General features: G+C 39.9%; 19 protein-coding genes and 1 pseudogene. 18 read left to right on the top strand and 2 right to left on the bottom strand.

Annotation, left to right across the window (positions count from 1 at the left end; genetic code table 11):
* The 15 genes and pseudogenes from KTI78_RS16455 to KTI78_RS16385 all read left to right on the top strand — a co-directional run.
* Nucleotides 1-520: pseudogene (locus KTI78_RS16455) on the top strand (acetyl-CoA C-acyltransferase); the annotation flags it as partial.
* 2 nt (nt 521-522) lie between these two features.
* A complete protein-coding gene (gene pcaB / locus KTI78_RS16450; RefSeq protein WP_262446765.1) occupies nt 523-1,881 on the top strand; it encodes a 3-carboxy-cis,cis-muconate cycloisomerase in 1,359 nt (452 codons plus the stop codon).
* Nucleotides 1,878-2,663 (top strand): 3-oxoadipate enol-lactonase, encoded by a 786-nt coding sequence (gene pcaD / locus KTI78_RS16445; RefSeq protein WP_262446764.1) that lies wholly within the window; start codon nt 1,878-1,880, stop codon nt 2,661-2,663. The genes pcaB and pcaD overlap by 4 nt, the downstream gene beginning before the upstream one ends.
* Before the next feature lie 42 nt (nt 2,664-2,705).
* Nucleotides 2,706-4,061, top strand: a complete 1,356-nt coding sequence (locus tag KTI78_RS16440; protein ID WP_016140813.1) for an MFS transporter — start codon at nt 2,706-2,708, stop codon at nt 4,059-4,061.
* Nucleotides 4,062-4,076: 15 nt separating this feature from the next.
* On the top strand, nt 4,077-4,490 hold the full coding sequence (pcaC, locus tag KTI78_RS16435) for a 4-carboxymuconolactone decarboxylase (protein WP_262446763.1): 414 nt from the start codon (nt 4,077-4,079) through the stop codon (nt 4,488-4,490).
* A 10-nt stretch (nt 4,491-4,500) separates the two neighbouring features.
* Nucleotides 4,501-5,226, top strand: coding sequence for a protocatechuate 3,4-dioxygenase subunit beta (pcaH, locus tag KTI78_RS16430; RefSeq protein ID WP_000077913.1), 726 nt, complete (start codon nt 4,501-4,503; stop codon nt 5,224-5,226).
* Nucleotides 5,227-5,240: 14 nt separating this feature from the next.
* Nucleotides 5,241-5,870 (top strand): protocatechuate 3,4-dioxygenase subunit alpha, encoded by a 630-nt coding sequence (pcaG, locus tag KTI78_RS16425; protein WP_262446762.1) that lies wholly within the window; start codon nt 5,241-5,243, stop codon nt 5,868-5,870.
* Nucleotides 5,871-5,939: 69 nt separating this feature from the next.
* The gene (gene aroD / locus KTI78_RS16420; protein ID WP_262446769.1) at nt 5,940-6,767 is read left to right on the top strand and encodes a type I 3-dehydroquinate dehydratase; all 828 of its coding nucleotides are present in this window, start codon (nt 5,940-5,942) and stop codon (nt 6,765-6,767) included.
* Between the two features lie 19 nt (nt 6,768-6,786).
* A complete protein-coding gene (locus KTI78_RS16415; RefSeq protein WP_262446761.1) occupies nt 6,787-8,241 on the top strand; it encodes a nitrous oxide reductase family maturation protein NosD in 1,455 nt (484 codons plus the stop codon).
* A 61-nt stretch (nt 8,242-8,302) separates the two neighbouring features.
* Entirely contained in the window at nt 8,303-9,622 is a 1,320-nt protein-coding gene (locus KTI78_RS16410; RefSeq protein ID WP_262446760.1) for a carbohydrate porin, read from the top strand.
* Between the two features lie 82 nt (nt 9,623-9,704).
* On the top strand, nt 9,705-12,134 hold the full coding sequence (locus tag KTI78_RS16405) for a glucose/quinate/shikimate family membrane-bound PQQ-dependent dehydrogenase (protein WP_262446759.1): 2,430 nt from the start codon (nt 9,705-9,707) through the stop codon (nt 12,132-12,134).
* Nucleotides 12,135-12,787: 653 nt separating this feature from the next.
* Nucleotides 12,788-13,246 carry a DUF6438 domain-containing protein gene (locus tag KTI78_RS16400; protein ID WP_262446768.1) on the top strand — a complete coding sequence of 153 codons (459 nt, stop codon included), beginning with the start codon at nt 12,788-12,790 and terminating at the stop codon, nt 13,244-13,246.
* Nucleotides 13,247-13,381: 135 nt separating this feature from the next.
* Complete coding sequence (locus KTI78_RS16395; RefSeq protein ID WP_262446758.1) at nt 13,382-13,795, top strand: YeeE/YedE family protein; 414 nt, start codon at nt 13,382-13,384, stop codon at nt 13,793-13,795.
* Nucleotides 13,796-13,799: 4 nt separating this feature from the next.
* Nucleotides 13,800-14,213: a DUF6691 family protein gene (locus tag KTI78_RS16390; protein ID WP_262446757.1), complete on the top strand. Its 414-nt coding sequence runs from the start codon at nt 13,800-13,802 to the stop codon at nt 14,211-14,213.
* A 4-nt stretch (nt 14,214-14,217) separates the two neighbouring features.
* A complete protein-coding gene (locus tag KTI78_RS16385; protein ID WP_262446756.1) occupies nt 14,218-15,084 on the top strand; it encodes an MBL fold metallo-hydrolase in 867 nt (288 codons plus the stop codon).
* 96 nt (nt 15,085-15,180) lie between these two features.
* Here KTI78_RS16385 and pcaU read toward each other — a convergent pair whose 3' ends face one another.
* Nucleotides 15,181-15,993, bottom strand: coding sequence for an IclR family transcriptional regulator PcaU (pcaU, locus tag KTI78_RS16380; protein WP_004701378.1), 813 nt, complete (start codon nt 15,991-15,993; stop codon nt 15,181-15,183).
* A gap of 42 nt (nt 15,994-16,035) precedes the next feature.
* The gene (locus KTI78_RS16375) at nt 16,036-16,956 is read right to left on the bottom strand and encodes a LysR family transcriptional regulator (protein WP_262446754.1); all 921 of its coding nucleotides are present in this window, start codon (nt 16,954-16,956) and stop codon (nt 16,036-16,038) included.
* Nucleotides 16,957-17,044: 88 nt separating this feature from the next.
* On the opposite strand from KTI78_RS16375, the gene KTI78_RS16370 reads away from it, so the two are divergent.
* Genes KTI78_RS16370 through KTI78_RS16360 form a run of 3 tightly spaced genes read left to right on the top strand, consistent with a single transcriptional unit; the run spans nt 17,045 to nt 20,120 of the window.
* Nucleotides 17,045-18,286 (top strand): acyl-CoA dehydrogenase family protein, encoded by a 1,242-nt coding sequence (locus KTI78_RS16370; protein WP_016140825.1) that lies wholly within the window; start codon nt 17,045-17,047, stop codon nt 18,284-18,286.
* Nucleotides 18,287-18,303: 17 nt separating this feature from the next.
* Nucleotides 18,304-19,425, top strand: a complete 1,122-nt coding sequence (locus tag KTI78_RS16365) for a phosphotransferase family protein (protein ID WP_262446753.1) — start codon at nt 18,304-18,306, stop codon at nt 19,423-19,425.
* Nucleotides 19,422-20,120 (top strand): histidine phosphatase family protein, encoded by a 699-nt coding sequence (locus tag KTI78_RS16360; protein WP_262446752.1) that lies wholly within the window; start codon nt 19,422-19,424, stop codon nt 20,118-20,120. The genes KTI78_RS16365 and KTI78_RS16360 overlap by 4 nt, the downstream gene beginning before the upstream one ends.
* Nucleotides 20,121-20,135 lie beyond the last annotated feature (15 nt).

The following is a 20,135-nucleotide window of genomic DNA, read 5'->3' as shown; positions in this document are numbered from 1 at the left end:
AACTACGCTTGAAGCTTTAAGCAAACTTAAACCTGTTGTGAAAGCAGACGGCACCGTCACTGCGGGAAATGCTTCAGGCATTAACGATGGTGCAGCAGCTCTGCTGATTGCTTCTGATGAAGCTGTTCAAGCTTATAACCTCAAACCACGTGCCAAGATCATTGCTTCAACAGCGGTGGGTGTAGAACCCCGCATTATGGGTTTTGCTCCGGCACCAGCCATTAAAAAACTACTTAAACAAGCCAACCTGACTTTAGAGCAGATGGATGTAATTGAACTGAATGAAGCCTTTGCTGCACAGGCTTTGGCAGTGACCCGTGATTTAGGTTTGCCAGACGATAGCAATAAAGTAAATCCAAACGGTGGAGCAATTGCTTTAGGTCATCCACTTGGTGCATCAGGTGCACGCCTCGTGACCACAGCCTTAAACCAGCTTGAGCAAACAGGTGGTCGTTATGCCTTATGTTCAATGTGTATTGGTGTAGGCCAAGGGATTGCTTTGATTATTGAGAGAGTCTAATTATGAGCCAGTTATATGCCAGCTTGTTTTATCAAAAAGACGTCACTGACATCTTTAGTGACTCATCTTTAATCACATATATGATTCAGGTCGAAGTTGCGTTAGCGCAAGCTCAGGCACAAGTTGGCGTGATTCCTCAAAATGCAGCTAATACCATTGCCCAAGTAGCTGAGCAGGCATTAGATAAGTTTGATTTTTCCGCTTTGGCTGTCGCAACTGGCTTAGCTGGAAATATTGCAATTCCATTTGTAAAACAACTTACAGCAATTGTTAAAGATGTTGATGAAGATGCTTCGCGTTATGTGCATTGGGGTGCAACCAGTCAGGATATTTTAGACACAGCTTGTATTTTGCAATGCCGTGATGCGTTGAACATTGTGGAAGCTCAACTTAAACAATGCTATGCGAGTGCGTTAGAACAAGCCAAGCAATATCGTCATCAAGTCATGATTGGACGTACATGGTTACAGCAAGCTTTGCCAATCACTCTAGGGCATAAACTCGCTCGTTGGGCTTCTGCATTTAAGCGTGACTTAGATCGTATCCAAACTATGAAATCACGTGTACTCACTGCTCAGTTAGGTGGTGCTGTGGGTTCATTAGCTTCTTTGCAAGATCAAGGTTCGCTTGTAGTAAATGCATTTGCTCAGCAGCTGAATCTAACCACACCGACAAGCACATGGCATGGTGAGCGCGACCGTATTGTAGAAATTGCAAGCGTGCTTGGCATGATTGTTGGGAATACGGGCAAGATGGCACGTGATTGGTCTCTTATGATGCAAACCGAAATTGCAGAATTGTTTGAACCAACTGCAAAGGGTCGTGGTGGTTCATCAACTATGCCGCATAAACGTAATCCAGTGGCAGCAGCTTCAGTACTTGCAGCAGCAAATCGTGTACCAGCGCTGATGTCTAGTATCTATCAAAGCATGGTACAGGAACATGAGCGTAGTCTAGGTGCGTGGCATGCAGAATGGTTAGCAATTCCTGAAATTTTTCAACTTTGTGCTGGAGCATTAAGTCGTACTGGTGAAGTTTTACAAGGTTTCGAAGTTAATGCTGAGCATATACAACGTAACCTTGAATGTACCAACGGATTGATTATGGCAGAAGCTGTGATGATGGCACTTGCTCCAAAAATTGGACGTTTAAATGCTCATCATGTTGTTGAAGCAGCTTGTAAAACAGCAGTCGCACAAAATCAGCATTTATCTGAAGTTGTTAGTCAGTTAGATGAAGTAAAAGAACATTTTAGTCAAACAGAAATTTTGGAAATATTTAAAGCAGAAAACTATTTGGGCAACATTCAAGCTCAAATTGATGCTGTTTTACAAGAAGCACAAGGAGGAGACATTAAGTGAAACAGACTATTAGCAATCGCCAAGGAAAACAGCTCGCTGTCTATACCGAAGGTTTAAAAGATGCTCCAGCACTTGTGTTATCTAACTCATTGGGAACAGATCATGGAATGTGGCAGCCGCAAGTAGATGAGCTAAAAAGTCATTTTAATGTCATTACATATGACACACGTGGTCATGGTGAAAGTGATGTAATTAGTGATACTACATTGCAAAATTTAGCGGAAGATGTTGTTGATATTTTAGATGCCTTAAATATTGAAAAATCTCATTTTTGTGGCATTTCAATGGGCGGAATTACAGGACTTTGGTTAGGTATTCATCATACAGAGCGCTTTCTAAGCATTACTGTCGCTAACTCGGCAGCCAAAATTGGACAGGCTGAGGCTTGGCTAAGTCGAGCTGAGTCGGTAGAACAAAATGGTTTAGCTGAGTTGGTTAAAACTACGCATACACGTTGGTTTAGCGAAAAATTCGACTATCAACATAATGTGGTTGCACAAACAACGATTCAAAGTCTAGCAAACACACCAGCACAAGGTTATGCCAATGCGTGTCGTGCATTAGCACATGCTGATTTAAGAGATGAAATTGCACAAATCCAAATTCCGGTATTACTGATTGCAGGAACAGAAGATCCAGTGACAACAGTAGCAGATGCTGAGTTTATGCAGAATGCTATTAAGAACAGTCAACTTGCTAAATTGGAAGCATCACATCTTTCTAATATCGAGCAACCGCAAAGATTTACTCAGGAATTGACTAGGTTTATTCAGCAAATCTAATAGCTTAGTAGTTTAAAAGGAATTGGCCTTAAGGAGGCAAATATGGCGTCTCAGGATTACGCTGCACCAAATAAAAGTATCGATGCTCAAGCGCTGATTAATGATGCTCCACTGAGTAAATATCAATGGATGATCGCAATCATCTGTTTCTTAATTATTTTTACTGATGGTATCGATACTGCTGCGATGGGTTTTATCGCTCCAGCATTGGCTCAGGACTGGGGTGTTGATCGCTCTCAGTTAGGACCAGTAATGAGTGCTGCACTTGGTGGAATGATTATTGGAGCTTTGGTTTCTGGACCGACAGCTGACCGCTTTGGTCGAAAAATCGTTTTAGCTTTTTCGATGCTTGTGTTTGGTGGATTTACCTTGGCATCTGCTTATGCAACCAATTTAGATAGCCTTGTCGTTTTACGCTTTTTGACAGGTATTGGACTTGGTGCAGCTATGCCGAATGCCACCACATTATTTTCTGAGTATTGTCCAACCCGCATTCGGTCATTGCTCGTGACATGTATGTTTTGTGGATACAACTTGGGTATGGCTACAGGTGGTTTTATTAGTAGTTGGCTTATCCCGACCTACGGCTGGCACAGTTTATTTTTGCTCGGCGGCTGGTCACCTTTAATTTTAATGGTTTTAGTGATTGTGGTGTTACCTGAGTCTTACCGCTTTTTAATTGTGAAAGGTAAGAACCCTGAAAAAGTACGCAAAATCTTAAATCATATCGCGCCTGCTCAAATTCAAAATGCGACTGCGTTTCACGTGCCAGAAGAGAAAACCGAAACAGCTCAAAAGAAAAATGTCTTTGGAATTATGTTTTCTAAGCCATATGCGAAAGGAACACTTTTACTTTGGTTGACCTACTTCATGGGCTTAGTGGTTGTTTACTTGCTGACAAGCTGGCTACCAACGCTTATGCGTGAAACAGGTGCTTCCATGGAGCGTGCTGCGTTTATTGGCGGTTTGTTCCAGTTCGGCGGTGTAGTGAGTGCGCTGTTCATTGGTTGGGCGATGGATAAATTTAATCCGAACCGAGTCATTGCCATTTTCTACTTTGCCGCAGGTCTATTTGCGATAGCTGTTGGTCAAAGCTTAGGAAACTCAACATTACTTGCAGTATTGGTGCTTTGCGCGGGTATCGCAATTAATGGTGCGCAATCTTCAATGCCAGCGTTAAGCGCTCGTTTCTATCCAACACAGTGCCGTGCAACGGGTGTGTCTTGGATGACAGGTATTGGACGTTTCGGTGCAGTCTTTGGTGCTTGGATTGGTGCCGTACTACTCGGCAATGATTGGTCGTTTACCGCCATTCTCAGTTTATTACTAATTCCAGCGACCGCTGCGGCTGTTGCTGTATTTGTTAAATCACTTGTTGCGCATACCGATGCAACTTAATAGAGGTCTATCACAATGAATGATGAACAACGCTATAAACAAGGCATTGAAGTGCGGACTGAAGTTTTGGGTGAAAAGCATGTTGGTCGGTCTTTGCAAAACCTAAATGACTTTAACCAAGATTTCCAAAATTTTATTAGCCGTTACGCATGGGGTGAGGTGTGGTCTCGTCCGGGCTTATCACGCCATACCCGTAGTTTAGTCACTATCGCAATCTTATTGGCACTTGGCCGTGAAGACGAACTACGTATGCATTTACGTGCTTGCTTCAACAATGGCGTAACCAAAGACGATTTAAAAGAGTTGATCTTACATAGCTCACTCTATGCAGGTTTACCTGCTGCAAACGCTGCAATGCATATGGCCGAAGAAGTCTTTAAAGAGTTGGGAATAGAAGTCAACTCAGTTGCAGCGAAAGAACAGGATTAAGGAGATAAAGATGTCACAACATAGCTGGGGTGCTTACGCCCAACGTAATACAGATGATCATCCACCAGCGTATACGCCAGGTTATAAAACAAGTGTATTACGTTCGCCAAAAAATGCATTGATCTCTATTAACGAGACTTTAACTGAAGTTACTGCGCCGCATTTTTCTTCAAATTTGTTTGGTCCAAAAGATAACGACTTAATTTTGAACTATGCCAAAGATGGTTTGCCAATTGGTGAGCGTGTCATCGTTCATGGTTATGTTCGTGATCAATTTGGTCGTCCTGTAAAAAATGCACTTTTAGAAGTATGGCAAGCCAATGCTTCTGGTCGTTACCGCCATCCAAACGATAAGTTTATTGGTGCAATGGACCCTAACTTTGGTGGTTGTGGTCGTACATTAACAGACGAAAACGGTTTTTATATTTTCCGAACCATTAAACCGGGCCCGTACCCGTGGCGTAACCGTATTAATGAATGGCGTCCAGCTCATATTCATTTTTCTTTAATTGCTGATGGTTGGGCTCAGCGTCTGATTTCACAGTTTTATTTTGAAGGCGACACGCTCATCGATACTTGCCCGATCTTAAAAACGATTCCTTCTGAAGATCAACGTCGTGCATTGATTGCACTAGAAGATAAAAACAACTTTATCGAAGCTGATAGCCGTTGTTACCGTTTTGACATCACTTTACGTGGTCGTCGAGCGACTTACTTCGAAAATGAATTGACTTAATCGGGAGCACGAGCATGAATAACTGGAATTTTCAGGAATTAAAAGAAACTCCATCTCAAACGGGTGGTCCTTACGTTCACATTGGTTTGTTACCGCAACAAGCGAATATTGAAGTTTTCGAAAACAACTTTAATAACCAGTTAGTACAAGACCAAACCCAAGGCGAGCGTATTCGTCTTGAAGGTCAAGTATTTGACGGATTAGGTTTACCGCTGCGCGACGTGCTGATCGAAATTTGGCAGGCCGATGCGAACGGTATTTACCCGAGTCAGGCAGATACACGTGAGCAAAAAGCTGATCCTGCATTTCAGGGCTGGGGCCGTACAGGTGCAGACTTTGAAACGGGTGTTTGGAGCTTTAATACAATTAAGCCGGGTGCTACAGCAGGCCGTAAAGGTTCAACTCAAGCACCTCATATTGCATTAGTGATTTTCGCTCGCGGTATTAACTTAGGTCTTCACACACGTGTTTATTTTGAAGATGAAGCTGAAGCAAATGCTAACGATCCAATTCTAAATAGCATTGAATGGGCACCGCGTCGCCAAACACTTATTGCAAAACGTTCTGAAGAAAATGGTGAAGTTGTTTATCGCTTTGATATTCGTATTCAGGGCGATAACGAAACTGTATTTTTTGATATTTAAGAAACACCTAAGGCTACACCTGATTATTCAAGGATGCGTGTAGCCTTTTTAAGGATGAACGATATGAACATGAAAACATTATTAAGCCTAAGTTTACTTGCACTCCCATTTTTTACAGCACAAGTGAATGCTGAACCTGTTGCTTTAGCTACTCAAACACAACCTGCCGCTACAGCTGTTAAAACGATTGTTCCAATTACTGCAAAAACTAAAGAACAAGCATTAGCACATGCTCAAGTCATTGCAAATACGGCAGATGCTGATTTAGCAGAGTTTCGTATCGACTTACTCAGTTTTGCGAGTGATACAAAACAAGTCATTGCCTTAGGTCATGAATTGAAAAAGATTTTAGGCAATAAACCAATGATTGCCACTATTCGCACCAAAAACGAAGGGGGCCAGCTTGAAATTAGCGATGCTGATTATGGTAAGACTTATCAGGCTTATTTAAAAAATCCGTTCATGGACTGGTTAGATGTTGAAATGTTCCGTGATCAAAAAGTAGTTTCAGAAATTGTTCAAAAAGCACATCAAAAGAAAGTGCTGGTGGTCATGTCTAATCATGACTTCCAAAAAACACCAAGCCAAGATGAAATTGAAAAGCGCTTGTTAAAACAAGATCAAATGGGCGCAGATATTCTCAAAATAGCAGTAATGCCAAAATCTAAACAAGACGTTTTCACTTTAATGAACGCAACTTTAAAAGTAAGTCAGCAAACCACTAAACCATTGTTAACGATGTCGATGGGGCAATTAGGTACGATTTCTCGTGTTGCCACAGCCAATATGGGCGGAAGCTATAGCTTTGGCATGATTGGTGAGGCGTCAGCACCAGGACAAATTGATGTAACCAAGCTCAAACAGATTTTAAAAACTGTTCAACCAGCAAACCCATAAATCATAAGGACATGATGAAATGAATACATTACGTTTAACTACTCTTGCATTAGGTTTGATGGTTTCAGGAATGGCAGCGGCACAAACTTATGTTGTTGACCGTTATCAAGATGATAGTAATAAAGGTTCTTTACGCTGGGCAATTGAACAAGCCAATGCAAATTCAAGTGAAGCGAGCGACATCTTGATTCAGGCTGTAGGCAAAGCACCTTATGCAATTAAATTAAATAGCGCACTTCCTGAAATTAAAGCACCCGTCAAAATCATTGGTACCGAATGGGATAAAACTGGTGAATATATCGCAATTGATGGTTCAAACTATATTAAAGGCGAAGGGGCAAAAGCTTGCCCAGGTGCAAACCCTGAACAGTACGGAACTAATGTACGTACCATGACTTTACCGGGGTTGGTACTACGTGACGTTAACAATGTCACTTTAAAAGGTTTAGACATTCATCGTTTCTGTATTGGTGTTTTGGTTAACCGTTCAAGCAATAACCTTATTCAACATAACCGTATTAGTAATAACTATGGCGGTGCTGGTGTCATGCTTACTGGCGATGATGGGCAAGGTAACCCAACTGCAACCACGACCAATAACAACAAAGTTCTAGACAACATCTTCCAAGACAATGGTGATGGTCTAGAGATGACACGTGGGGCTGCGTTTAACTTAATTGCGAATAACCATTTTGTTTCAACGAAAGCAAACCCAGAGCCATCACAAGGTATTGAAATTTTGTGGGGTAATGACAATGCCGTAGTGGGTAATAAATTCGAAAACTACTCGGATGGCCTACAGATTAACTGGGGTAAGCGTAACTATATCGCTTACAACGAAATGACCAATAACTCGATTGGTTTTAACATGACAGGCGATGGCAACATTCTTGATAGCAATAGAGTGCATGGTAACCGTATCGGTGTAGCCATCCGCTCCGAAAAAGATGCAAACGCAAAAATTACATTGACTAAAAACCTGATTTGGGACAATGGTAAAGATATTAAACGTTGTGAAGCAGGCGGTTCATGTGTACCAAATCAGCGTTTAGGTGCAATTGTATTTAGTGTGCCTGCACTTGAGCACGAAGGATTCGTAGGATCGCGTGGGGGCGGTGTAGTTGTAGATCCATCTAAACAACAAAAAACTTGTACGCAGCCAAACCAACAAAACTGTAATGCTCAGCCGAATCAGGGCATTAAAGCACCTAAGTTAATCGCTAATAAAGGTTCAGTGGCTGTAGAAATTAATGGTTTACCAAGCCAACGCTATCAAGTGGAGTTCTTTGGAAATCAAAATGCGGCATCAAAAGAAGCTGAGCAATATTTAGGAGCTGTTACCGTTGCTACAGATGCCGAAGGTAATGCAAAAGCGAATTGGAAGCCAACTGTAAAAGTTGCCTCAATTACAGCAAATGTAACTGATCGCTTTGGGGCGACGTCTGAACTTAGTTCGGCCGTACAAACTAAATAATAACAATAAGGGAAGCGCCTCACACAGAGGCGCAGCATAGAAATGATAAAAGGGATTTGAAATGCCAAATTTAATGAAACTGAGTGTGTTAACAATCGCTGTATTAGGCAGTCAATTTGCGCTTGCTAATGAGCCGTGGTCACAAGATCGTCAATGGTTGCTTGGTGACTGGAATGGAAAACGCCAGCAGCTAGAGCAACAAGGTTATAAATTTACAGCTTCTATTATGAGCCAAGCTGCCACAAATTTAGATGGTGGTTATAACGATAGCAATACATTTGAAAATGCTGCACAGCTTTCTTTAGGTGCAAACTTCGATTTAGAAAAAATTGCTGGATGGAAAGATACGACAGCGAGTCTAGTCGTGACTAAACGTGACGGCAATGCATTAACTCTTGAGCGTATTAAAGACCCACGTTCTAGCCAATTGGGTAATGCTCAAGAGATTTATGGACGCGGTAAAATCTGGCGTTTATCTCAAGCATGGGTGAAAAAAGGTTTCGTTGATAACACCGTACAGGTCAAATTTGGTCGTATGGGAATGTCAGAGGACTTTAATAGTTCTCAATGTGAGTTTCAGAATTTATTGCTTTGCGGTGGCCAGCTAGGAAAATCAATTGGTTCAATTTGGTATAACTCGCCAGTTGGTGTTTGGGCGACAAATGTTAAATATCAGTTTGCACCTGAGTGGACTTTGGGGTTGGGTGTGTATGAGGTCAATCCAGACAACATTAAAACCGAATCAAATAGTGATGGTTTTAATCTGGATATGAACAACGTAAAGGGCGCAACCATACCAGTTGAGCTTACATGGAAACCAAAACTTGCTGCTTTTAATGGTTTACCGGGTGAATATAAAGTAGGTGTGCTGTACTCAACCCCAGAAGCGAATGATATTAAGACTGCGGGTAAAGTTCATGATGGAAAACAAAGTTTCTGGCTTAATGCCCAGCAACAACTCAGTCATGCCGGCGAAGATCCGAAACGCGGTTTATATATTAGTTTTAACGGCGTTGTAAATGATAAAGCAACGACTTTTGTTCAAAGTACGCAACAGCTTGCTCTTTGGTATAAGGGGCCATTTGATAGCCGTCCAAATGATTCGATTGGTTTTGGTATTGCCAATTATGTGGTCAATGATCGTGCTAAAGATAAGCAGATAGCAACAAATGAAAGTCGTGGATACTATAGCTATGATTCGATTGCATCTGACTATATTCCAATTCAAGACGACGAGCTAAATGTCGAGCTGAACTATACCTACCAATGGTCTCCGGCCGTCATGTTACGTCCAAACATTCAGTATATCCATCAACCTGCGGGTGTAAAAGAGGTCGATGATGCTTGGGTGGCAGGCTTGAGTGTAAAAGTTAATTTTTAACAGTATTTATGGCTGGTTAGACATGGTTTAACTGGCTCAAATGCTTGAACTATTCGGGTTCAGTATATGTGGAGTAGGATCTATGTCTGAGTCAGATTCTAAGTTTCATATCTTATTCAAAATATGGTGTTTTATTTTAGGCTTTGCTTTATTGGCTACAGGTGTTTTTTACATTGTAGGCGGTGGAAAGCTAGTATCACTCGGCGGTTCTTGGTATTTCTTGGTTGCAGGGCTATTTATTACCCTTTCTGCAATTAGTATTTTCCGAAAAAAAGCGCTTGGTGTCTGGATTTTTGCGGCTGTCTTTGTTGGCACCGTAATTTGGTCACTGGTTGATGCGGGCTGGGAATTCTGGCCATTATTCTCGCGTTTAATGTTTCCTGCTGGTCTTTTTGCTGCTTTATTATTTACGCTACCTTCAATTCGACGCTACCAATTTCAAACCAGTTTGGCATCTTCATCTTATGCAGTAGGTGGATTAGTTTTAGTTGGTATGTTGATTGCGCTTTACCAGATGTTCCAACCGCATCCAACGGTAGCAAGTTCAGGTGAAAAGCTCCCTTTAGTACCAGTTGACCCAGCCAAAAAACAGATGAATTGGGAAAATTATGGAAATGATGCAGGTGGTAGTCGCTTTGTTGCTCTCGATCAAATTAACAGAGATAACGTTCATAAACTAAAAGAAGCTTGGCGCTTTAGAACAGGCGATTTTACAACGGGTAGTGGCAATGGTGCTGAAGATCAAATGACACCACTACAGGTTGGAAATAAAGTCTTCTTATGTACACCACATAATAATATTTTTGCGATAGATGCTGACTCAGGTAAAAAGCTCTGGAAAGCTGAAGTGAACTCGAAAGCCGATGCTTGGGAACGTTGTCGCGGTGTTGCATACTTTGATTCAACTAAACCACTTGTTCAACCAACTTTAGCGGGTGCAAATGCAGTAACCGCGGTTGCAACAAATACGTCATGTCCACGTCGTGTATATACCAATACACCTGATGGTCGTTTAATTGCAGTCAATGCAGATAACGGTCAGCGCTGTGCTGATTTTGGTGTAAATGGAACGGTTGATTTATTGGAAGGACTTGGGGCGGGAACAAAAGCGCCACGTTTTGAAGTGACTTCTGCACCGACTATTGCGGGTACGACCATTGTGGTGGGTAGCCGTATTGCTGACAACGTAGCAGCAGATATGCCGGGTGGTGTTATCCGTGGCTATGACGTGATTACAGGTAAACTTCGCTGGGCGTTTGATCCGCGTAATCCAGATCCTAACTATGTTCTTAAACCGGGTGAAACCTATAAACGTAGTTCGGCAAACTCTTGGGCTGCAATGTCGTATGATCCGCAAATGAATACGGTGTTCTTACCTATGGGTAGTTCATCTGTCGACATTTGGGGCGGTAACCGTAATCCGTTAGATCATAAATACAATACTTCTGTTTTGGCACTTGATGCGACAACAGGTAAAGAAAAGTGGGTATATCAAACTGTTCATAATGATTTATGGGACTTTGACTTACCCATGCAACCAAGTCTAGTCGACTTTCCATTAAAAGACGGTACGACTAAACCTGCTGTTGTCATTGGAACCAAATCAGGTCAATTCTTTGTGCTTGACCGCGTAACTGGTAAACCGCTAACTAAAGTAGTTGAACAACCTGTGAAAGCAGCAAATATCCCGGGTGAGCAATACAGTGCAACTCAACCACGTTCAGTTGAAATGCCTCAAATTGGTAATCAGACTTTAACTGAGTCAGATATGTGGGGTGCTACGCCATTTGACCAACTGATGTGCCGTATTAACTTTAAGTCAATGCGTTACGAAGGTCTATTTACTGCACCGGGTACTGACGTTTCATTAAGTTTCCCGGGTTCTTTGGGTGGCATGAACTGGGGTAGTATTGCTTTTGATCCAACTCATCGTTATATGTTCGTGAACGATATGCGCCTTGGATTATGGATTCAATTAATGGAGCAAACTCCTGAAGACATTAAGATTCAAGCGAATGGTGGGGAAAAAGTAAACACAGGTATGGGGGCTGTACCAATGAAAGGTACGCCGTATAAAGTGAATAAAAACCGCTTTATGTCAGCATTAAGCATTCCTTGTCAGAAACCGCCGTTTGGTACGATGACTGCGATTGATTTGAAAACTCGTCAAGTTGCGTGGCAGGTACCATTAGGTACAGTTGAAGATACAGGTCCTATGGGAATTAAAATGGGCTTAAAAGCACCGATCGGTATGCCAACCATTGGTGGTCCGATGGCAACACAAGGCGGTTTGGTTTTCTTTGCTGCAACACAAGACTACTACTTACGTGCATTTGATTCATCTACAGGTAAAGAATTATGGAAATCACGTATACCAGTAGGTAGTCAGGGCACACCAATAAGCTATGTTTCACCTAAAACAGGTAAACAATATGTGGTTGTTACCGCAGGTGGAGCACGTCAATCACCTGATCATGGCGATTATGTGATCGCTTATACTTTAGAACAGTAATTAAATAAGGCAAAAGAGAGAATTTCTCTTTTGCCTTTTATTTTTAATATATTTTTTATATAAAAGAAGAAAAGTATATTCTATATTTTTAACTAGATAGCTTTACCAAATAGTAAAAAAGTGCTTGAAGTTATTATCAAACTTAAAATTTTCTTAAAAGTTATTTATCTTGAACACTAGGCACAGCCGAACTATTAAGCATTTTCTTATAATGTTTTACCTATAAATAAAAGGCAGGAATTTATTAAGTTTTGTTTAACTTAAAGTTGTGAATTTTAATTAGAAATAAACATTATCAAGTTTTTGATAGAGAAAATTAGGGTATTTTTGTTGGAAAAATGAGCGTAAATATATACTTATATTATATTTATATAATTTATTGGGTTGCGTTAGAATGGTCGTCGCAGATTATTACTACCCAGTAATAATTTGTATTTCAGGAATTTAAGCTCTTTTTAGCTTAAGGCTCATCGCAAGATGAGCCTTTTTTTATGACTTGACGAAAGCTATTTTTAACTACTATTAAAATAGCCTAAGTAAAATTAAGCAAATAAATACTGATGAGAATCACAAAAAATAGTCTTTAATGACAAGAAGTGTCTGATTTGTTAAATTAAAGCCACTTGATAATAATAGGTGATACGATGAGATTTTTGGTTCTTGCAACTTTATCTGGTTTAGCTTTGATGGGTTGTGCTTCTGTTCAGCAAGCACCGAATACACAAGAGACAATTCGCTATGCTTCTAGTCCATGCTTTGGCGCATGCCCAATCTATTCTGTAGAAGTAACACCTACGGGTTTAATTCGTTTTGAAGGTAAACAATATACTAAAGCTATCGGTGTTAAAGAAATTCAAGGTAGCGTAAAAGATTATAAAAAACTTGCAGATGATCTAAAAACTTACCGACCTGAAACAGGTACACAAGCGAAAACTGGTGGATGTCAGCAAACTGCAACAGATATGTCTAGCTATTACATTTCATGGATTCAACCAAATGGTACAGAAACTAAATTAAGCCATTATAAAGGTTGCATATCTCCAGCAAATAGTAGACTTAATAAGATTATGGATAGCTTGCCAGATCAATTAGGCATTAAAAATCTAATTTAATGACAAAAGCCCCAAAACTTTGGGGCTTTTTCTTGTTAAGAATAATTATAAACTTAAAAATTTTATTTTAAGTACTCCTAAACAAATCAGCGTATAATACAAATTATAAAAACATATATTGTTTAGAGTGGTTATATGTCAAATATTGTATATGCATTTGTAGGTGGTTTATTACTCGGCATCGCAACAGTTGGATATTTATATATAAATGGTCGTATAGCCGGAATTAGTGGATTGCTTGCTCAAGTTATAAATCCTACTAAAGATATTTTTAAAAGTTCAGCATTTTGGTTTATTGCTGGACTCGTGATTACACCTTTCATATATGGCTATTTCTATCAGCCTGAAATTGAAATTAAAGCGAACACATTTGCACTTATTTTAGCAGGTGTACTGGTTGGCTTTGGAACACGGTTAGGCGCTGGATGTACAAGCGGCCATGGTATTTGTGGTATGAGCAGGTTATCAAAACGCTCAATAGTGGCGACAGCAGTTTTTATGTTTGCTGGCATGTTAACGGTTTATATCATTCGTCACGTGTTGGGGTAATCCTATGAAAAATATTTTTGCTTTTATATTTGGTGGTTTGTTTTCATTAGGTTTAATGATTTCTGGTATGTCTAATCCTGAAAAGGTATTAGGTTTTTTAGATATCTTTGGGCAGTGGGATATTAGCTTAATGTTTGTGATGTTAGGTGCAATTGTTGTGGCATTTATTCCATTTCAAAAGGCTATAAAAAGCCCTAAAACACTTTTTAATGAACAAATTCAATTACCAACAAATACACAGATTGACCAAAGGTTAATTGTTGGGGCTTTTATTTTCGGTATAGGCTGGGGAATAGCAGGGATATGTCCAGCGCCTGCTTTAACGCTTATAGGGTTAGGACATTTTGAAGCGCTTTATTTTATTGTCGCTATGTTATTAGGAATGTTTATTTACCGAGTCTTAAATAAAGGAAATTAAACCTATGCAACAACCTCTAGTAAAAGATTTTTTTGATGGAAACACCAATACTTTTAGTTATGTTGTTGCAGATTTAGCGACTCATCAATGTGCAATTATTGATAGTGTACTTGACTACGATGCTGCATCAGCCACTACAAAAACAACCAATGCCGATCGTATTATCGATTATGTTTTGGCTCAAAACTTTAAAGTGCAATGGATTTTAGAAACTCACGTCCATGCCGACCATATGACCGCGGCTCAATATTTAAAATCTCAATTGGGCGGTACAATTGCGATTAGTCAAAAAATCTCAATCGTACAAGAAACATTTTCGGCTATCTATAATTTTGATTTTAAGAAATTCAATGAAAATCAGCCTTTTGATTATTTGTTCGAAGATTATGAACATTTCAAAATAGGGGATATAGTAGCGTATAACATTCCTACACCAGGGCATACACCTGCTTGCTTAAGCTATGTGATTGCTGATGCCGTTTTTGTAGGTGATACTTTATTTATGCCTGATTATGGCTCAGCGAGATGTGACTTTCCTAAAGGAAGTGCTGCTGAGCTTTATGATTCGGTACAAAAGCTTTACCAACTTCCTGGCGAAATGCGTATGTTCTTATGCCATGACTATAAACCCGAAGGTCGTGATGAATATATCTGTCAAACAGATATTAAAACTCAGAAGCAAAGCAACATTCATTTAAACCGACGCGTTTCTAAGGACTCATTCATAAGAATGCGCCAAGAACGAGATGCAACTTTGGCAATGCCAAAATTAATTTTGCCTTCAATTCAAATTAATATGAACGGTGGAAATTTTCCGGAACCTGAAGCGAATGGCATCCGCTATTTAAAAATTCCATTCAATTACTTCTAAAAATAGCCTAAGCAACTCTTCAAATTACCATCATTCTCTCCATAAATAGCCTAAACAAATAATAAAATTATCTTCTAAAAATAGCCTAAGTAAGATTTAAAGAACTTGTCTCAAATCCCGCGAAGTCTCTTGCAATAAAGGCAAAATGTGTTGAATTAAATATTCTTCAGTTGTTTTCATAGTAGGTGAAACAATATTTAAAGCTGCAACGACTTTAAAGTCTTGTCCATAAATCGGTACGGCGAGCGCATGAACTCCTAATTCATGTTCTTCACGCGAATAACACCAGTCTTGTTCTCGAATCTCTTTTAGTAACTCTAAAAATTTATCATTTTCGACATGGGTATATTTAGTTAAACGCTGAAGTGGATATTTTTGAAGCCAGTCGAGTTGTTCTTGTTGGCTTAAATGTGCCAGTAAAATTTTACCCGCCGAGGTCGCATGAGCAGGTAGGCGGTTACCTAAGTGTAAGCCATATGGATTTACACGGTCTGTTTGCTGGTGCGCGGCACTACGGGCAATGGTAATGGCTTCATACCCATCAAGTACCATCACCGAGTAAATGAGAGATGTTTGGTTGGTTAGAAGATTTAATAAAGGTTGAGATACTTTCGGAAGTTGGGCTGCACCCAAATAAGCTCCTGAAAACTTCAAAACTTTAGGTGTTAAATAGTAATAGTGACCATCTGATTCAAGATAACCTAGATATTCTAAAGTTAATAAATGGCGTCTTGCTGCCGCTCGAGTGAGTCCGGTTTTTTCGGCCGCCATCGAAATATTTAAACGATGTTGATTACTACTAAAGCTATCTAAAATTGCCATGCCTTTACCGATGCCAGCAATGTAATCTTCATGACGAATCGTTTTTTTGTTGTCCTGATTCTGGATTATCCGTTCATCTTTACTCATTACTGATCCTTGTACGATAAAAGCTTAGTAGATCAATTTGCTTTACTGAAAAAGTTTAATAATTTCATGTCGCAAAAATTGATGCCTTAAATTATCCCTTAAATCTTCGTGCCAAAACATACCCATTTTAATATTGGTTATCTCAAAAGGTAGGGAATGTAAGCAAATTTCTGGACTATAAGATAAATGCTGCAAAATCATACGAGGCATCGTCAATATTGCGTTGGCTTGAGCACCTAAAACTTGTAGCGCCGTTGAGTAGTTCTGACAGCGCATAAATACATTTCTTGAAATTTTTTGATGTTGGTTTAGATAAATATCTTCAAGTAACGCGCCTGTACGGCGTGACGAAACACCGATATGTCGACCACTAATATAGCTCGATAAATCGACTTCTTTAAGTTGACTGCAAATGACGAACTCATCTGTTACCAAATGGTCAAAGGTAATTTTTGGAGATAAATATTGTTCTAGGTCAATCACAAAATCGAGCTGCTGTGTTGCCAAGTCCGCCATAATATGTTTTCGATCTAGCTTCATACTAACAAACTGCAAATCTAAATTAAGATTTTGAAAGTGTTGAGCGAGTCTTGGAAGAATAATCGGCTCAATTTCATCATGCACGGCGATTTTTAAATTTTTTAGACTTGTTGGATCAAAGACGTGTTTCTGTTGGCTAATATTTTGAATCGTTAAAAGTGCTTGTTTCACTGTCGGATAAATTTGTTCTGCAAAAGGAGTGGCTGACATTTTATTGCCTACTCGTGTAAACACATCATCTTCAAGTTGCTGACGTAATCTTTGCAAGGCGTGACTTGCCGCTGACTGCGTAATATTAAGACTACTTGCCGCATTTGAAATACTTTTTTGCTCATAAATCGCGATAAAAAGTGGATATAAATTGATATCAATTCGATGAAAAAAGCTTAGGTCTAGGCCATGCAGGTTATGAATATCATTCATGATGTGTTATTTAATAAAATCATTTCATTCATATTAAGTTTCAAGTTATGTTGATGTAAAGACCAAATAATGATGTAAAGGAAAAAGAATGTTTGAACTCTCAAAAAAAGCTCAGGACTTCACCGAGCGAACTAGAAAATTTATTTTAGAAGAAATAGAACCTGTTGAAGCAAAATTTTGGGAAGAAGTTCATGAGTTAAATCCAGATGGAAACTGGAAAAAATGGCAATGGCCAGAGCTCTTAGAAACTCTGAAATCTAAAGCGAAGGAAGCTGGCCTTTGGAATATGTTTTTACCCGATGAAAAGCTGGGCGCTGGGTTAACTGTTCAAGAATATGCGCATATAGCCGAATTAACTGGTCGTAGTTTATTAGCGCCTACGGTTTTTAACTGTAATGCACCAGATACGGGAAATATGGAATTGTTATGGCGCTATGGTAGTGAACAACAAAAACAGCAATGGCTACAGCCTTTATTGGACGGCAAAATTCGTTCGGTTTTTTGTATGACTGAACCCGAGGTTGCTTCAAGTGATGCAACCAATATGCAAGCGACTGCCTTGATCGAAGGTAATGAAATTGTTTTAAATGGCAAAAAATGGTGGTCATCTGGTTTAGGTGATCCAAATGCCAAAGTCATTATTTTTATGGCGCATACTCCAGATGAAACCAAAGACCGTCATCATCAACACTCTATGGTTTTAGTACCGATTGATACGGCAGGTGTTGAAATTCAGCGGATGTTACCTGTTTTTGGTGACTACGATGCACCGCATGGACATGGTGAAGTTCATTTTAATAATGTTCGAGTACCTATCGAAAACTTTATTGGCGGAGCGGGGCAAGGTTTTGAAATTGCCCAAGGTCGCTTAGGACCAGGACGTATTCACCATTGCATGCGTTGCATCGGAGCTGCTGAAAAAGCGCTAGAACTTATGATTGATCGCGGCATGTCTAGAACAGCGTTTGGCAAAGAAATTTTGAAACTCGGTGGAAACCTCGAACGCGTGGCTGATGCCCGAGTCGCCATAGATCAAGCTAGACTTTTAACCTTGTATGCTGCTTATAAAATGGATACTTTAGGAAATATGGCTGCTTTAACAGAAATATCTGCAATTAAAGTGGTCGCTCCGAGTGTTTTAGAAAAAGTAGTCGATATGGCGATTCAGCTACATGGCGGTGCGGGTGTTTCAAGAGATACACCATTAACAGGTTTCTTTGCCCAAGCACGCAGTTTACGTTTAGCTGATGGTCCAGATGAAGTACATAAAGGCATGATTGCCAAATTAGAGTTGGCCAAACGTGGTTATGGTCGTCATAAGAAAGTATAAGTTTAAAGGAAGTGAATATGTCGGTAATTGATATAGGCGGTGAAGTACGTAAAGGTGAAGAGCTTGATATTGGGGCAGTTGAAAACTGGTTAAAAAGCCAAGGTGTTGAGTTGGTTGGTCCAGCAGTTGTTACTCAATATACAGGTGGAGCGTCGAATTGGACTTATCGTTTAAAGTATGAAAATACCGATTTAATTTTACGGCGTCCCCCAAAAGGAACAAAAGCGAAGTCAGCCCACGATATGGCCCGTGAATATATGGTGCAGAAAAATCTTGCACCTTATTATCCAGTGCTTCCTAAAATGGTGGCACTTTGTCAGGATGAATCGGTCATTGGCTGTGATTTTTATGTCATGGAACGCATTGAAGGTATTATTCCTCGTGCAAAACTACCGCCTGAGCTTGGTTTTAATGAAGATGATGTCCATCAACTTTGTGTAAATGTTATTGATAAGTTGATTGAGCTACATCAAGTTCCTTATGAGAACACGCCTTTAGCTGAACTTGGCAAAGGTACAGGATATTGCCGTAGACAAGTTGAGGGTTGGGATAAGCGTTATGAAAAGGTTCGCACAATTAATGTCCCTTCATTTAAATATGTTCGAAAATGGCTAAACGATAATATCCCTCAAGACTCGACGACTTGTATTATTCACAATGATTGGCGTTTTGATAATGTGATTTTAGATCCAGAGCATCCAACAGAAGTGATTGGTGTGCTCGATTGGGAAATGGCGACCTTGGGTGATCCATTAATGGACTTGGGAAGTGCCTTGGCCTATTGGGTTGAGCCAACGGATAACATGATTTTTAGATCGACGCGCCGTCAGCCAACTCACTTAAAGGGAATGTTCTCTCGAAAAGAAGTGGTTGAGTATTATTTGCAAAAAACAGGTCTGAAACCTACAAATTGGGCTTTTTATGAAGTGTTTGGTGTATTTCGTTTAGCCGTGATTGCCCAGCAAATCTATTACCGTTATTACCATAAACAAACCCGAAACCCTGCTTTTAAAGATTTCTGGATTGTCATTCATGCACTACATATCCGAGCTTTAAAACTTATCGCGCAGCAAAAATTGCAAGAATCAGAATTTGCTCAGCAATCTCTACAGAAAATACAGGGTATTTTAAGAAGATGACCACAATTTATCTGGTAAGACATGGGCAGGCATCATTTGGTAAAAGTAATTATGATGAGCTGTCTGAAAATGGTGAAGCTCAAGCGACTTTATTAGGCCAATATTTTAAGCAAATATTGAAAGAACAACCGTATGTAGTTGCGGGAACTATGCAGCGCCATGAGCAAACTGCAAAGCTCGCACTCAATGAATGCTTCCCAGATGCGGTAATTCATCATAATAATTTATGGAATGAGTTTAATCATCAACAGGTTTTTGCCCGTTATGAGCCGCATTTTGAACAGCCCGAACTTTTAAAAGCTGATGTCGCACAAGAACAAAACCCGCGTGCTTATCTTGCCAAAATATTTGAAGGCGCCATTGGACGATGGACTGATGGTGATTTTCATCATGAATATGATGAGTCTTGGCCGCACTTTAAGGAAAGAGTCGAAACGGCATTGCAGCAACTTTGTGATGATTTGGCAAAAACCAAGCCTCGCTATGCAGTTGTTTTTACTTCTGGTGGTGTCATTTCAGTAGCAATTGGCAAACTGCTTGAACTTAGCCCCAATCGAACTTTTGCTTTGAATTGGGCAATTGCTAATACAAGCCTCACCACTTTGCGTTTGGTTGGAAATGAAGCTCAGGTTTTAAGCTTAAATGAACATCATTTTATAAAAGCTGAACGTCCAGATTTACTGACATGGATTTAAAAATAAGGATAAAAC

This window comes from Acinetobacter sp. WU_MDCI_Abxe161, assembly GCF_025514355.1.
GTDB classification, from domain to species: Bacteria; Pseudomonadota; Gammaproteobacteria; order Pseudomonadales; family Moraxellaceae; genus Acinetobacter; species Acinetobacter pittii_E.
Note: the sequence above shows the minus strand (reverse complement) of the source record. Positions and strands in the feature narration are given on the sequence as shown.